Annotated in this window: 14 protein-coding genes; 11 read left to right on the forward strand and 3 right to left on the reverse strand. The window is 70.2% G+C overall.

Annotated elements, in window-relative coordinates; all coding sequences use genetic code 11:
- Nucleotides 1-58 precede the first annotated feature (58 nt).
- Entirely contained in the window at nt 59-814 is a 756-nt protein-coding gene (gntA, locus tag HNR00_RS02285; RefSeq protein ID WP_183564151.1) for a guanitoxin biosynthesis heme-dependent pre-guanitoxin N-hydroxylase GntA, read from the reverse strand.
- 465 nt (nt 815-1,279) lie between these two features.
- Between gntA and rpoZ the strand changes: the two genes are divergently transcribed.
- The gene (gene rpoZ, locus HNR00_RS02290; protein ID WP_056245999.1) at nt 1,280-1,690 is read left to right on the forward strand and encodes a DNA-directed RNA polymerase subunit omega; all 411 of its coding nucleotides are present in this window, start codon (nt 1,280-1,282) and stop codon (nt 1,688-1,690) included.
- A 72-nt stretch (nt 1,691-1,762) separates the two neighbouring features.
- Here rpoZ and HNR00_RS02295 read toward each other — a convergent pair whose 3' ends face one another.
- Nucleotides 1,763-2,884 carry an SPL family radical SAM protein gene (locus tag HNR00_RS02295; RefSeq protein WP_183564154.1) on the reverse strand — a complete coding sequence of 374 codons (1,122 nt, stop codon included), beginning with the start codon at nt 2,882-2,884 and terminating at the stop codon, nt 1,763-1,765.
- Nucleotides 2,885-3,023: 139 nt separating this feature from the next.
- Between HNR00_RS02295 and HNR00_RS02300 the strand changes: the two genes are divergently transcribed.
- Both HNR00_RS02300 and HNR00_RS02305 read left to right on the forward strand, forming a co-directional pair.
- Complete coding sequence (locus HNR00_RS02300) at nt 3,024-3,314, forward strand: hypothetical protein (protein WP_183564157.1); 291 nt, start codon at nt 3,024-3,026, stop codon at nt 3,312-3,314.
- A gap of 49 nt (nt 3,315-3,363) precedes the next feature.
- Nucleotides 3,364-3,693 carry a YnfA family protein gene (locus HNR00_RS02305; protein WP_183564160.1) on the forward strand — a complete coding sequence of 110 codons (330 nt, stop codon included), beginning with the start codon at nt 3,364-3,366 and terminating at the stop codon, nt 3,691-3,693.
- Nucleotides 3,694-3,907: 214 nt separating this feature from the next.
- On the opposite strand, the gene HNR00_RS02310 is transcribed toward HNR00_RS02305, so the two are convergent.
- Nucleotides 3,908-4,198: a hypothetical protein gene (locus HNR00_RS02310; protein WP_183564163.1), complete on the reverse strand. Its 291-nt coding sequence runs from the start codon at nt 4,196-4,198 to the stop codon at nt 3,908-3,910.
- Here HNR00_RS02310 and HNR00_RS02315 point away from each other — a divergent pair.
- From HNR00_RS02315 to HNR00_RS02350, 8 genes are all read left to right on the forward strand, one after another.
- Complete coding sequence (locus tag HNR00_RS02315; protein WP_183564166.1) at nt 4,197-4,670, forward strand: formate dehydrogenase subunit gamma; 474 nt, start codon at nt 4,197-4,199, stop codon at nt 4,668-4,670. The two genes, HNR00_RS02310 and HNR00_RS02315, sit on opposite strands and share 2 nt — an antisense overlap.
- A complete protein-coding gene (locus HNR00_RS02320; RefSeq protein WP_183564169.1) occupies nt 4,667-6,229 on the forward strand; it encodes a formate dehydrogenase beta subunit in 1,563 nt (520 codons plus the stop codon). Before HNR00_RS02315 ends, HNR00_RS02320 begins: the two co-directional genes overlap by 4 nt.
- A 10-nt stretch (nt 6,230-6,239) precedes the next feature.
- Nucleotides 6,240-9,101: a formate dehydrogenase subunit alpha gene (fdhF, locus tag HNR00_RS02325; protein ID WP_183564172.1), complete on the forward strand. Its 2,862-nt coding sequence runs from the start codon at nt 6,240-6,242 to the stop codon at nt 9,099-9,101.
- A 5-nt stretch (nt 9,102-9,106) separates the two neighbouring features.
- On the forward strand, nt 9,107-9,397 hold the full coding sequence (locus HNR00_RS02330) for a formate dehydrogenase subunit delta (protein ID WP_183564175.1): 291 nt from the start codon (nt 9,107-9,109) through the stop codon (nt 9,395-9,397).
- A 93-nt stretch (nt 9,398-9,490) separates the two neighbouring features.
- Entirely contained in the window at nt 9,491-10,426 is a 936-nt protein-coding gene (locus tag HNR00_RS02335) for a LysR family transcriptional regulator (RefSeq protein ID WP_183564178.1), read from the forward strand.
- Nucleotides 10,427-10,518: 92 nt separating this feature from the next.
- Nucleotides 10,519-11,589 (forward strand): iron ABC transporter substrate-binding protein, encoded by a 1,071-nt coding sequence (locus HNR00_RS02340; protein WP_183564181.1) that lies wholly within the window; start codon nt 10,519-10,521, stop codon nt 11,587-11,589.
- A complete protein-coding gene (locus HNR00_RS02345; protein ID WP_183564184.1) occupies nt 11,586-12,620 on the forward strand; it encodes a FecCD family ABC transporter permease in 1,035 nt (344 codons plus the stop codon). Before HNR00_RS02340 ends, HNR00_RS02345 begins: the two co-directional genes overlap by 4 nt.
- Nucleotides 12,617-13,483, forward strand: coding sequence for an ABC transporter ATP-binding protein (locus HNR00_RS02350; RefSeq protein WP_183564187.1), 867 nt, complete (start codon nt 12,617-12,619; stop codon nt 13,481-13,483). The genes HNR00_RS02345 and HNR00_RS02350 overlap by 4 nt, the downstream gene beginning before the upstream one ends.
- Nucleotides 13,484-13,761 lie beyond the last annotated feature (278 nt).

Consider the following 13,761-nt stretch of genomic DNA (forward strand, 5'->3'; position numbering starts at 1 on the left):
GGGAATGATCCGTGCCGATCGCGCCGAGGCCGCCTCGGGGTCCCGCCGTCGAGTGGCCTCACCCCTCCATCTGGCCGGCGAGGAAGGCGCCGGAGCGCAGATCGGCGGCGATCTGCTGCGCATCGTAGTGTGGGGCATCCGCCCGGCGGCGATAGGGGCAGACCCAGTCCTCGGGCACCGCCCGGCCGCTGAACTGGCGCGCGGCGGAGCGCTCTCCGTGCCCGGCGAGCATCGGGTTGGCGGACCCCGCCCAGGCCGTGTCGCGCTCGACGATCGAAGCGCGCAGGCGCTCGTAGCGGCCCTCGCCGCGCAACCGTTCGAACTGGTCATGCAGGTTGAACACCAGCACCGGCGCCTCGAAGCGCCGCGCCTTCCGGCTCGCGCCCGGATGCAGGCCGACGATGAAGAAGCCCTCGCCGCCGAGGCTCATCGAGAAATGCGGATCGTCCGGATCGGCTGCGACCCGCGGGTCGTGCCGGTGGCCGAGCCCGCTGTCGCGGTCGGACAGCGATTGCATCCGCGCCCAGAGCGCCGCCTCGAACGCCTCCTCGGACACGGGCCTGGCGTTCTCGAACACGACGGCGAAGCTCTGGAACAGCTCGGGCTGTCCCCGATAGCGGGCGATGAAGGCGAGCAGCGCCGGGTAGATGCGCCCGTCGTCGCGGTCGCAGGCGATGTCGTGGGCGACCATCACCTTCAGGCGCCCGCGGGACAGGGCGGATTTGGCGCCGACGCAGGGGAAGGGTTGTTGCCGGATGAAACGCCGGAATCGTTCGGCGAGTGGATGGCCGGCGTCGTCGGTGGGCAGCAGCATGAAACCTCGTGCGAGCGGGCAAGCGTCGTCGGCGGGCCGGGGAAGCCGGCCACGATGAAGCTGTCGGGGAAGACCTCCGACGGGGCCGCACGGCCGGCGGCCGGCTCGGGTCGGAGTGCCTGGGGAACCGCACGATTGGGCGGATGTTCCTGGTCTGGACGGTTGTCCACAGCGTCGCGGAACCGGCTCCCGGCCCTGGGGCGGCGCGCCGGTCCATCCTCGACCACCGCCCTTCCGTGGCGCAAAGCGAACCCGGACCCAATGACCGGCCGCAACACCCGTCATCGCCGCGCACCACGGGGCTGACGGAGACTGGGTCGAGGACGGATTCCGAACCTGGGCCTCGATCCCGAATCGTCCACGGCGCCGCGGATATCGGACAGCTTGTTGCCCGACATCAACCGGTGTAAGACGCGCCTTCATCACGCATATCGTCCGTTCTGCCCGAGGAAGGAGCCGCCTCGCATGGCTCGCGTCACCGTCGAAGACTGCATCGAGAAGGTCGAGAACCGGTTCGAGCTGGTGCTGCTCGCCAGCCACCGCGCCCGCCTGCTCGCCGCCGGCGCCCCGCTGACGATCGACCGCGACCGCGACAAGAACCCGGTCGTGGCGCTCCGCGAGATCGGCGACGAGACCATCACCGCCGAGGATCTCAAGGAACAGCTCATCCACTCGATGCAGAAATACGTCGAGGTGGACGAGCCCGAGGCCGAGACCGTGCCGCTGCTCTCGTCCTCGCCGGCCGCCGCCGCGGTGGCGCCGCAGTCGTCCTCCGACGACAAGGACGTGCAGTTCGACCGCATGAGCGAGGACGACCTGCTTCGCGGCCTCGAGAACCTCGCGCCGCCGACCGAGACCGACGACGACGCCGAGTGATCTTTTCGCATTTACGCGATCCGCGCCCGCCCTCGGCTTCGAGCGGCGGGCGTTTTCGTTGGGAGCGCGCTTTCAGGTCCAGTACAGGATGCGGGCGTAGGGCAGGCGCACGGCGATCCGCTCATGGAAATATGTCCGCATCTCCCGCATCGGCTCCGCCGGCAGCACGTACTTCACCGAGCCGAACTTGGTGAATTTCCGGCTGCGCTCTGCCTCGCGCATCGGCAGGTCGGAGCCCGGATACCAGCCCTCCAGCACCGCCTTGGAGCCCGGCGTGAAGCGGTGGGTGATGAGTTCGACGGTCAGGTCCGGCGCCGGGATGTCGGCGAGCGCGGCGGCGGCATCCGCGAGCAGCGCGTCGTAGGCCGCGCGCCAATCCTCCACCGGCAGGATCGGCGCGATGGTGAGGCCGACCGGGTAGCCGGCTCGCGCCACCGCCGTCATCGCGGCGAGGCGGTCGGCGAGCGGAGCGGTGCCGCCCTCGTAGCGGGCGGCGGGCGCGGCGTTGACCGAGAAGCGGATGCGGGTGCGCCCTCCATGCGGCAGGTCGAGGAGCGGGCCGATCGCGGCGAACTTCGTGGTGAAGCGCAGACCCACCGGCGCCTCCCAGGCGCCGAAATGACGGATCGCCGCCGACAGCGAGCCGGTGAGGTGCTCGATGCCAAGCGGGTCGGTGTAGCAGGAGGCCTCGAAGGTGGTGCCCTCCGCGGCCCGCGCCGCCGAGGCGCTGGTGACGGCGCCGCGTCCGGCATAGTCGCTCAGGTTCGCCAGGATCGCGTCGAGATTGGCGTAGGCGCGGGTGATCGGCGGTCCGGTGAGCGAGCCGGCGAGATAGCAGTACTGGCAATGCGCCGGGCAGCCCTCGGCGAGGTCGAAGCGCCAGTCGGCGCTCGGCGGGATCGGCTGGAGCCTCAGCTTGGACGGCGGCGCCACCACGACGGCGAGCGTCGCCTTGGCCTCCGCATAGGCCCGGCGCGGATCGCCGCGGGGCGCGCCGATCCGGTTGCTCGCCGGATATTCCACCGGCAGCCCCAGCCGCTCCGCCCGCTCGGCGATGGCCCGCCCATGGGCGTGTTCGCGCGCGGCCGGGGTGACGAGCACGCGGCGCGGGCGCCAGAGCCGTGCCGGTTTGTGCCGCTCCGGGCTGGCCGCCGCTTCGCGTGCGTCGAGCGGGAGGTCGAGGGCGTCGATCATGCCGGGGCAACCGGTGCGGCGGCCCCGCGGGTCCGTGCCCGGCCGAAGGGCCGCGCTTCGGGCGGAACCGCGCTCATTCCCGCGCGCTGACATCGGGCGGCGCGCCGGGTTCGACCCCAGGGAAACGGGAGGAAGCGCGATGTCGGAGCACGAGGCCAAGCGGCAGGCTCTCGCCGCCCTGGTGGCACGGCGGCAGGGCCTCGGCGACCCGGCCGCGCTCGATCCGCACCAGCGCGCGGCGATCGACCGTGAGGTGGAGGCCTTGGCCGACGGTCTCGACGCCGCCGCCCCCGAGCCGGCCGACCCGGAGGCCGCGCAGCTTCACAGGGCGGCGGCGGAGTACCGCGCCGCGCGCCAGCTCCGGGCCGACGAGGACAACGTGCGCTTGGCCGAACGGGGCGAGGTGTTCGCACCCGAGGACGACGCCTGAGCGAGAGGCCGATCTTGGCCGGCGGCCCGTCCCCGTGCCATCGGGGGCCATGACCCGCTCGCTCCTCGCCTTCTCCGCCGCCGCGCTCGCCGAGATCGGCGGCTGTTTCGCGTTCTGGGCCTGGCTGCGGCTGGGCCGTTCGGTCTGGTGGATCGCCCCCGGCCTCGTCTCGCTCGCGCTGTTCGCCTATCTCCTCACCCTCGTCGAGAGCGAGGCTGCCGGCCGGGCCTACGCGGCCTATGGCGGCGTCTACGTCGCCGCCTCGATCCTCTGGCTCTGGGCTGTGGAAGGGCATCGCCCGGACCGGTTCGATCTGGCCGGCGGCGCGATCTGTCTCGTCGGCATGGCGGTCATCCTGTTTGCGCCGCGGGGACATTGACCGGGAAGTCCGTAACCGAGCCATGTTCGCGACGCATGGGGGGCATCCTCCGGATCGGCGAGGAGATCCGTGGCGCTCCTGACCCCAGCTTCCGAAATAGGCGTGCGTAACGGCAATCGGCTTTCGGTCGAGCGACCAGCATGATCGGGCGCGTCTCGAATCGCGGCGGTAATATTCAGCACATCTATCGAAGAAATACGTTGGATTTTTGCAATCATACGGCAATGAATATGGACCGATCAGGTCGACGTTCCGCGTTATCAAGGTGTTTTCCCTGATAATAATCTTCGATTTTCCGATCGAAGATCGGCCGGAGATTGCTCGATCGGTCCGACGGGCGGCTCAGCACGCCGAAAAAAGACCGCGCGGCGGCAAAACGCATCGCACCATCATTGCGGATCGACAAGCAGCCCTTGTCGTCCGACCGGATCGCTTGATTGAACGGGGGCGGCACTTCCCTGCATAACGGCATTAGAACAAGACCAATATAGGCAGGAAAATTCATGCCCCGCCACGAGGCTTGGAGTGCCGCCCGCGCCGCCGGGATCGTCACCGAGCACGCCCATCTCGAGGGCGCGACGCTGCCGATCCTGCACGCGCTTCAGGACACGTTCGGCTACGTCGATGCCGAGGCCGTCCCGCTCATCGCCGACGCGCTGAACCTGTCGCGGGCCGAGGTCCATGGCTGCATCAGCTTCTACCACGACTTCCGGGCGGCGCCCGCGGGCCGCCACGAGGTGAAGCTCTGCCGCGCCGAGGCCTGCCAGGCGCAGGGCTCCGAGGCGCTGCACCGCGAGATCCTGGGCCGCCTCGGCTGCGGCTGGCACGGGACGACCGCCGATGGCGCCGCCACCGTCGAGCCGGTCTACTGCCTGGGCCTCTGCGCCAACGGCCCGGCCGCCCTCGTCGACGGGGAGCCCATCGCCCGGCTGACCGCCGATTCCCTCGAAGCCGCTCTGACGGAGCATCGGCAATGAGCATCCGATTGTTCGTTCCGCGCGACGCCGTCGCGCTCGGCCTCGGCGCCAACCGCGTCGCCTGCGCCCTGAAGCGCGGGGCCGAGGCCCGCGGCCTCGACGTGGAGATCGTGCGCACCGGCTCGCGCGGCCTGTTCTGGCTGGAGCCGATGGTCGAGGTGGAGACGGAAGGGCACCGCGTCGCCTACGGCCCGGTCACGCCCGCCGACGTCGAGGCGCTGCTCGATGCGGGCCTCGGCGAGGGTGGGGATCATCCGCTGCGCCTCGGCGATCCGGAAGAGATCCCCTACCTCGCCCGGCAGCACCGCCTCACCTTCCACCGCTGCGGCGTGATCGATCCGGTCTCGGTCGCCGATTACCGGGCGCATGGCGGCTATCGCGGCCTGGAGGCCGCCCTGCGGCTCGGGCCGGAGGCGATCGTCGCGGCCGTCCGCGACTCGGGGCTGCGCGGCCGCGGCGGCGCCGGGTTCCCGGCCGGCATCAAGTGGAACACGGTGATGCTGGCGCAGGCAGACCGGAAATACGTGGTCTGCAACGCCGACGAGGGCGATTCCGGCACCTTCGCCGACCGGATGATGATGGAGGGCGATCCCTTCTGCCTCATCGAGGGCATGACCATCGCCGCGGTCGCGACGGGCGCCACCCGCGGCTACATCTACCTGCGCTCCGAGTACCCGCAGGCCTTCGAGACCCTCAGGCAAGCGATCGCCAACGGCGTCGCGGCCGGCGTGCTCGGCGACGACGTGATGGGGTCGGGCAAGAACTTCCATCTCGAAGTGAGGCTCGGGGCCGGCGCCTATATCTGCGGCGAGGAGACCTCGCTGCTCGAGAGCCTGGAGGGAAGGCGCGGCATCGTGCGCGCAAAACCCCCGATCCCGGCGCTCAAGGGCTTCCTCGGCCGCCCGACGCTGGTCAACAACGTGATGACGTTCACGGCGGTGCCGTGGATCCTCGAGAACGGCGCCGAGGCCTACGCGGCCTACGGCCAGGGCCGCTCGCTCGGCACCCTGCCGATCCAGCTCGCCGGCAACGTCAAGCACGGCGGCCTGATCGAGTACGCCTTCGGCATCACGCTGCGCGAGGTGATCGAGGAGTTCGGCGGCGGCACCCGCTCGGGCCGGCCGGTGCGGGCCGTGCAGGTCGGCGGGCCGCTCGGCGCCTACTTCCCCGACCACCTCCTCGACACGCCCCTCGACTACGAGGCGATGGCGGGGGCCAAGGGCCTCGTCGGCCATGGCGGCATCGTGGTGTTCGACGACACCGTCGACATGGCGGCGCAGGCCCGCTTCGCCTTCGAGTTCTGCGCGACCGAATCCTGCGGCAAGTGCACCCCCTGCCGCATCGGCGCGACCCGCGGCGTCGAGACCATGGACAAGGTCATCGCGGGCATCCGCCCGGAGGCCAACCTCAAGCTCGTCGAGGATCTCTGCGAGGTCATGACCGACGGCTCGCTCTGCGCCATGGGCGGCCTGACGCCGATGCCCGTGATGAGCGCGATCACCCATTTCCCCGAGGATTTTTCGCCGCGCGGGCAGCAACTGCCTGCGGCGGCCGAGTGAGGAGCCCCTGATGACCCTCATCAAGGAAATCGACTACGGCACCCCGATCCGCGTCGCGGACAGGAGCGTGACGCTGAGCATCGACGGCGTCGCCGTCACCGTCCCGGCCGGCACCTCCGTCATGGCGGCGGCGATGCATCTGGGCACCAAGATCCCCAAGCTCTGCGCCACCGATTCGCTGGAGCCGTTCGGCTCCTGCCGCATGTGCCTCGTCGAGATCGAGGGCCGGCGCGGCACGCCCGCCTCCTGCACCACGCCGGCCGAGAACGGCATGGTCGTGAAGACGCAGAGCGACAAGCTGCACCGCCTGCGCAAGGGGGTGATGGAGCTCTACATCTCCGACCACCCGCTCGACTGCCTGACCTGCGCGGCCAACGGCGATTGCGAGTTGCAGGACACCGCCGGTCAGGTCGGCTTGCGCGACGTGCGCTACGGCTACGAGGGCGACAACCACGTCAAGCCGACCGCCGAGAAGTACCTGCCGAAGGACGAGTCGAACCCGTACTTTACCTACGATCCGTCGAAATGCATCGTCTGCAATCGCTGCGTCCGCGCCTGCGAGGAGACGCAGGGCACCTTCGCGCTGACGATCCAGGGCCGCGGCTTCGACTCGCGGGTGGCCGCGGGGCCGACGAACTTCATGGACTCCGAATGCGTCTCCTGCGGCGCCTGCGTCCAGGCTTGTCCGACCGCGACGCTCCAGGAGAAGACGATCCACGAATTCGGCCAGCCCGAGCATTCGGCGGTGACGACCTGCGCCTATTGCGGCGTCGGCTGCGCTTTCAAGGCCGAGATGCAGGGCGACCGGGTCATCCGCATGGTGCCCTACAAGGGCGGCAAGGCCAATGACGGCCATAGCTGCGTCAAGGGCCGCTTCGCCTACGGCTACGCCACCCACAAGGACCGCATCACCAAGCCGATGATCCGCGAGAAGATCACGGATCCGTGGCGCGAGGTGTCGTGGGAGGAGGCGATCGACCGCGCGGCCTCCGAGTTCAAGCGCATCCAGGCCCGATACGGCCGCGACTCCATCGGCGGCATCACCTCGTCGCGCTGCACCAACGAGGAAGCCTACCTCGTCCAGAAGCTCGTGCGCGCCGCCTTCGGTAACAACAACGTCGACACCTGCGCCCGCGTCTGCCACTCGCCGACCGGCTACGGGCTGATGTCGACGCTCGGCACCTCGGCCGGCACGCAGGACTTCAAGTCGGTCGACCAGTCCGACGTGATCCTCGTCATCGGCGCGAACCCGACCGACGGCCATCCGGTCTTCGGCTCGCGCATGAAGAAGCGCCTGCGAGCGGGCGCCCGGCTGATCGTCGCCGATCCCCGCCGCATCGACCTCGTCAAGTCGCCCCATATCGAGGCGGACCATCACCTGCCGCTGAAGCCCGGCTCGAACGTCGCCTTCATCAACGCCTTCGCCCACGTCATCGTCACCGAGGGGCTGGTCGACGAGGGCTACGTCCGCGAGCGCTGCGAACTCGGCGACTTCGAGTCCTGGGCCCGCTTCATCGCGGAGGAGCGGCACGCGCCGGAGGCGCAGGCCGAGGTCATCGGCGTCGATCCGGCGGAGCTGCGCGCCGCCGCCCGCCTCTACGCCACCGGAGGCAACGGCGCGATCTATTACGGGCTCGGCGTGACCGAGCACAGCCAGGGCTCGACCATGGTCATGGGCATGGCCAACATCGCCATGGCCACCGGCAACATCGGCAAGGTCGGCGCGGGCGTGAACCCGCTGCGCGGCCAGAACAACGTGCAGGGCTCCTGCGACATGGGCTCGTTCCCGCACGAGTTCACCGGCTACCGCCACGTCTCGGACGACGCCACCCGCGAGGCGTTCGAGGCGCTGTGGGGCGCCAAGCTCGACGGCGCGCCGGGCCTGCGCATCACCAACATGCTCGACGAGGCGGTCGAGGGCAGCTTCAAGGGCCTCTACATCCAGGGCGAGGACATCGCCCAGTCCGATCCGGACACGCACCACGTCACCGCGGGCCTGACCGCGATGGAGTGCATCGTCGTGCAGGACCTGTTCCTGAACGAGACCGCGAAATACGCCCACGTCTTCCTGCCCGGCGCCTCGTTCCTCGAGAAGGACGGCACCTTCACCAATGCCGAGCGGCGCATCAGCCGCGTGCGCAAGGTGATGGAGCCGCTGGGCGGCGTCGGCGACTGGGAGGGCACGGTTCTGCTCTCGAACGCGCTCGGCTACCCGATGGCCTACACCCATCCGTCGGAGATCATGGACGAGATCGCGCAGCTCACCCCGAGCTTCACCGGCGTCTCCTACGGCAAGCTCGACGAACTGGGCTCGGTGCAGTGGCCCTGCAACGACAAGGCCCCGCTCGGCACGCCGATGATGCATGTCGACCGCTTCGTGCGCGGCAAGGGCAAGTTCATGATCACCGAGTTCGTGGCGACCGAGGAGCGCACCGGCCCGCGCTTCCCGCTCATCCTCACGACCGGGCGCATCCTGTCCCAGTACAATGTCGGCGCGCAGACGCGGCGCACCGAGAACTCGCGCTGGCACGAGGAGGACGTGCTGGAGATCCATCCGTTCGACGCGGAGGCCCGCGGCATCGTCGAGGGCGACCTCGTGGCCCTGGAGAGCCGCTCCGGCGACATCGCCCTCAAGGCCCGCGTCAGCGAGCGGATGCAGCCCGGCGTCGTCTACACGACCTTCCACCACGCCAAGACCGGCGCCAACGTGATCACCACCGACTACTCGGACTGGGCCACCAACTGCCCCGAATACAAGGTCACGGCGGTGCAGGTGCGGCGCACGAACCGGCCGTCCGACTGGCAGGCGCGCTTCTTCGAGGAGGATTTCTCGTTGACCCGCATCGCCAAGATGCTCGACGCGGCGGAGTGAGGGGCATGGGCGCGACCTCGCAGACCGACAAACTCGTGCGCATGGCCAACCAGATCGCCGCCTTCTTCCGGTCCTACCCGGAAGAGGAGGCGGTGGCCGGCATCCACAAGCATCTCGTGGCGTTCTGGACGCCGCGGATGCGCGAGCGGCTGGCCGCCCACGTCCCGGCAGCGGGATCCTCCCTCGATGCCCTCGTCGTCGCGGCCATCCGGGAAGAGAGCACCGGTCCGGGACCGATCCGGCCGGCGACCTACGATCCGAATCTCCTCGGTGCGGGCGCCAGCGATGCCGGCTGATCCGCTTCGGAAATCGTATTCATATTGAACGGGTCAAAACTGACGAATACCACCTGAGAGCCGCAGGCTGCGCGGCCTCGCGTGGTTCGGGCGGTGATCGACAAGCTGGACTATCTGTTGGCCCTGTCGCGCGAGCACCATTTCGGCCGCGCGGCCGAGGCCTGCTCGGTCAGTCAGCAGGCGCTTTCGGCCGGGATCAAGTATCTCGAGAACCATCTCGGCGTGCAGCTCGTGCAGCGCGGCTCGCGCTTCCAGGGCTTCACGCCGGAGGGCGAGCGGGTGCTCGCCTGGGCCCGCCGCATCGTCGCCGACAGCCGCGCCATGCAGGAGGACGTGGCCACCCTGCGCCGCGGCCTGTCGGGTCACCTGCGGATCGCCGCGGTGCCCACCGCCCTGCCGATGGTCGCCGCCCTGACGACGCCCTATCGGGCGCGCCATCCCGACGTGCGCCTGACGATCGAATCGACCACCTCCTCGGACATCGTCTCGCTGTTGAAGAACCTGGAGGCCGATGCGGGCCTGACCTATCTCGACAACGAGCCGCTCGGCCACGTCACCGCGATCCCGATGTATCAGGAACAGTATCGCCTCCTCACCGGGTCGGGCGGTCCCTTCTACGATCGGGACACGGTGACGTGGGCGGAGGTCGCGCGCACGCCCCTCTGCCTGCTCACGCCCAACATGCAGAACCGGCGGATCATCGACGAGCAGATCGAGAAGGCCGGAATCCGGTCGGAGCCTGCGCTCGAATCGAATTCGATGGTGGTGCTGCTGACACATGTTCAGACGTTGCGCTGGGCCAGCGTCATGCCCGCCGTCCTGGTCGAGGCGCTCGGGCCGCGCACCGACATCCGGGCCCTACCGATCACCGACCCCGACATCCGTCACACGATCGGCCTCGTCGCGCTGCAGCGGGACCCGCCGACGCCGATGCTGAACGCGCTCATGCGGATCGCCCGCGACGTCGCACGCACCGCCCGCGGCAACGGCACCGCCTTGCCGAACCTGCTGAAGCCTTGCACGAACTGAGATATGCGGGCGGAGCGCGGGCGATGCGCGCCGCCGCGACGGCGTTCCCGACGCGGTCCGTCGGCCGACGGAAGAGGGAGTACGGGGACGACATGGCAGCGGCGCGCAGAGCTCTCGGCCGGACTTTCGCGCCCGCGACGGCGGCGCGCGCGTTGGCCGTCCTCCTCTTCGCGCTCCTCTTCGGCGTCCCCGCTTCGGCCCGTCCCTTCATCGATGCGGCAGGTCGCCGGGTCGAGGTGCCGGAGAAGGCCGCCCGTATCCTCGCGGCGGGACCGCCGGCCTCGGTGCTGCTCTACACCCTCGCCCCGGCCCGGATGATCGGCTGGTCGCGCGCGCCCGATCCGGACGAGAAGCGCTACCTCGCCCGCGAGACCTGGGACCTGCCGACCACGGGGCGTCTCACGGGACGCGGCAACACGGCCAATGTCGAGGCCGTGCTCGCCCTCAAGCCCGATCTCATCGTCGATGTCGGCGCGACTGACGCCACCTACGCCTCCCTGGCCGATCGGGTGCAGGCGCAGACCGGCATCCCCTATATCCTCCTCGACGGCCGCTTCCCGCAGATCCCCGAGACCTACCGGGTCCTCGGACGGGCGCTGGGCGAGGAGGCCCGCGCGGAAGAGCTCGCCGCCTATGCCGAGCGGACGCTCGCGGAGGTCGGGGCGGCGGTCGGATCGCGTCCGCCGGAGGAGCGCCCGCGTGTCTACTACGGACGGGGGCCGAGAGGGCTGGAGACCGGGCTCTCCGGATCCATCAACACCGAGATCATCGAGGCGGCGGGCGGGCGCAACGTCGCGGGTGCGGCCGGCCGTGGCGGGCTCGCCACGGTCTCGCCCGAGCAGATCCTGGCCTGGGACCCGGACGTGATCCTCACCCTCGACGCGCCGTTTCGCGCGGCCCTGTCCACGGATGCGCTCTGGAGCGGCCTGAAGGCGGTGCGGGCCGGCAAGGTCTACCAAGCGCCCCGGCTGCCCTTCGGCTGGTTCGACTCCCCGCCCGGCGTCAACCGCCTGATCGGGCTGCGCTGGCTCGCCGGCCTGCTCCATCCGGACCGGTTTTGGCAACCGATCGAGGCCGAGACGCGCCGGTTCTACCGGCTGTTCTACCACGTCGATCTTACACCCGATCAGGTCGCCGCTCTGCTCTCGGGCGCCGGGCGGTGACGCGCCCCCCCGCCGCCGGCTGGCCGCGGCGCGTCCTGCTGCGCGCGCTCCCGTTCGTCGCGCTCGTTGCCCTCGCCCTCCTGTCGCTTGGCACCGGCCGCTACGGCGTCCCGCTCGGCGACGTCCTCACCGTGCTCGGCGACACGTTGCTCGGACGGACGGGCGAGGTCGACGCGACGGCCCGGACCGTGATCCTGCAGGTGCGCCTGCCCCGGGTCGCGGCGGCCCTCGTGGTCGGGGCCGGCCTCGCCGCCGCGGGGGCGACCTACCAGGGCCTTTTTCGCAACCCCCTCGTCTCGCCCGACATCCTCGGCGTTTCGGCCGGCGCGAGCCTCGGGGCGGTCGCCGGCATCTTCCTGTCGCTGCCAGTCGCGGCGATCCAGATCCTCGCCTTCCTCGGCGGCCTCGGCGCGGTGGCGATCGTCTACGGCGTCGGTGCGGCCGTGCGGCGGCACGACCCTGTGCTGACGCTCGTCCTGGCGGGCGTCGCCGTGGGTGCGGTGCTGGGAGCGGCGATCTCCCTCTTCAAGGTCCTGGCCGATCCCTACAACCAGCTTCCCGCCATCACCTACTGGCTGCTCGGCAGCCTCGCGGCGGTGACGTTGTCCGACATCGCCGCGATCCTGCCCGCGGTTCTGATCGGTCTCGTCCCGCTCGTCCTGCTGCGCTGGCGCATGAACCTGATGAGCCTCGGCGAGGAAGAGGCCCGGGCGCTCGGCGTCGAGACCCGGCTCATGCGCCCCCTGTTCGTGGCCGCCGCGACCCTCGTCACCGCCGCTTGCGTTTCGGTGACCGGAGCGATTGGCTGGATCGGGCTGATCGTGCCCCATGTCGCCCGGCTTCTGGTCGGACCGGATTTCCGCCGCCTGCTGCCGGCCTCCCTGGTGCTCGGAGCGGGCTACCTGCTCGCCGTCGACCTCGCGGCGCGCACGATCGCCCCGATCGAGGTGCCGCTCGGCATCCTGACCGCATTGATCGGGGCGCCCTTCTTCCTGTGGCTCCTCGCCACGGCCCGGCGAGGCTGGTCGTGAGCCAGGCGCCCCTGTTGCGGGTCGAGGATCTCGCCTTCGGGCACGGCGCCACCACGATCGGCGCCGGCATCGGCTTCGCGGTCTCGGCCGGCGAGGTTTTGTGCCTGCTCGGGCCGAACGGCTGCGGCAAGACCACGCTGTTTCGAACCCTGCTGGGCCTCCTCCCTGCCAAGGCCGGCCGCGTCCTCGTCGAGGGGGAGAACGTCGCCCGCTGGTCCCGGACGCGGCTCGCCCGCACCGTCGCCTACGTCCCCCAGGCGCACGCGGCTCTGTTTCCCTTCAGCGTGCGCGAGGTCGTTGTGATGGGCCGGGCGAGCCGCCTCGGCCCGTTCGCGAGCCCCGGCCGATCCGACCATGCGGCGGCCGACGCCGCGCTCGCGGCGCTCGGCATCGCGCATCTCGCCGAGCGGATCTACACCGAGGTCAGCGGGGGAGAGCGCCAGCTCGCCCTGATCGCCCGCGCGCTCGCGGGCGAACCGCGCCTCCTCGTCATGGACGAGCCGACCGCGAGCCTCGATTTCGGCAACCAGGCGCGGGTGCTCGGCCAGATCCGCCGCCTCGCCGAGCGCGGGCTGGGCATCCTGCTCTCCACGCACGATCCCGGCCACGCCTTCCTCTGCGCCGACCGGGTGGCGCTGCTGCGCGACGGCGCGCTGATCGGGCTCGGGGCCCCGGCCGCGACGATGACGCCGGAGAGCCTGGAGCGGCTCTATGGAGTTCCGGTCGCGGTCGTCCCGCTCGGCGACGATCGGGGCACCGCCTGCACGCCCCTTCTCGGCGAGCGGGATGTGGGGCGAAGGCGGGTCCCCTCCCCTCCCCCGCTGCTCGCCGAACGCGCGGGGAAGCCGAGGCGCGGGTCGTGAGCCTCGGGAAACAGGCTGTTGACACGCCGATTCAGCCCCCCTATACGGCGGCTCCCGACGCGGTGCGGAAACAAAAACGGCCCGCCGGGAAAGATTACCGAAGACGACAGCAAGGCGCGGACGGCTCAAGCCTAAGCAAATTGCCACTTGACTTCAAATAAAGCATCTGACAAATCGGATGCAGCTCTTTGACAAGTAGATATCGAGAAAGAGAAACGCGGGCGGCTTGTTCATGTCCTTGCGGGTTCGGCTGGAAGGCTGAACCGTGAGAGTATGAG

This window comes from Methylorubrum rhodinum (genome assembly GCF_014199935.1).
Classification (GTDB): domain Bacteria; phylum Pseudomonadota; class Alphaproteobacteria; order Rhizobiales; family Beijerinckiaceae; genus Methylobacterium; species Methylobacterium rhodinum.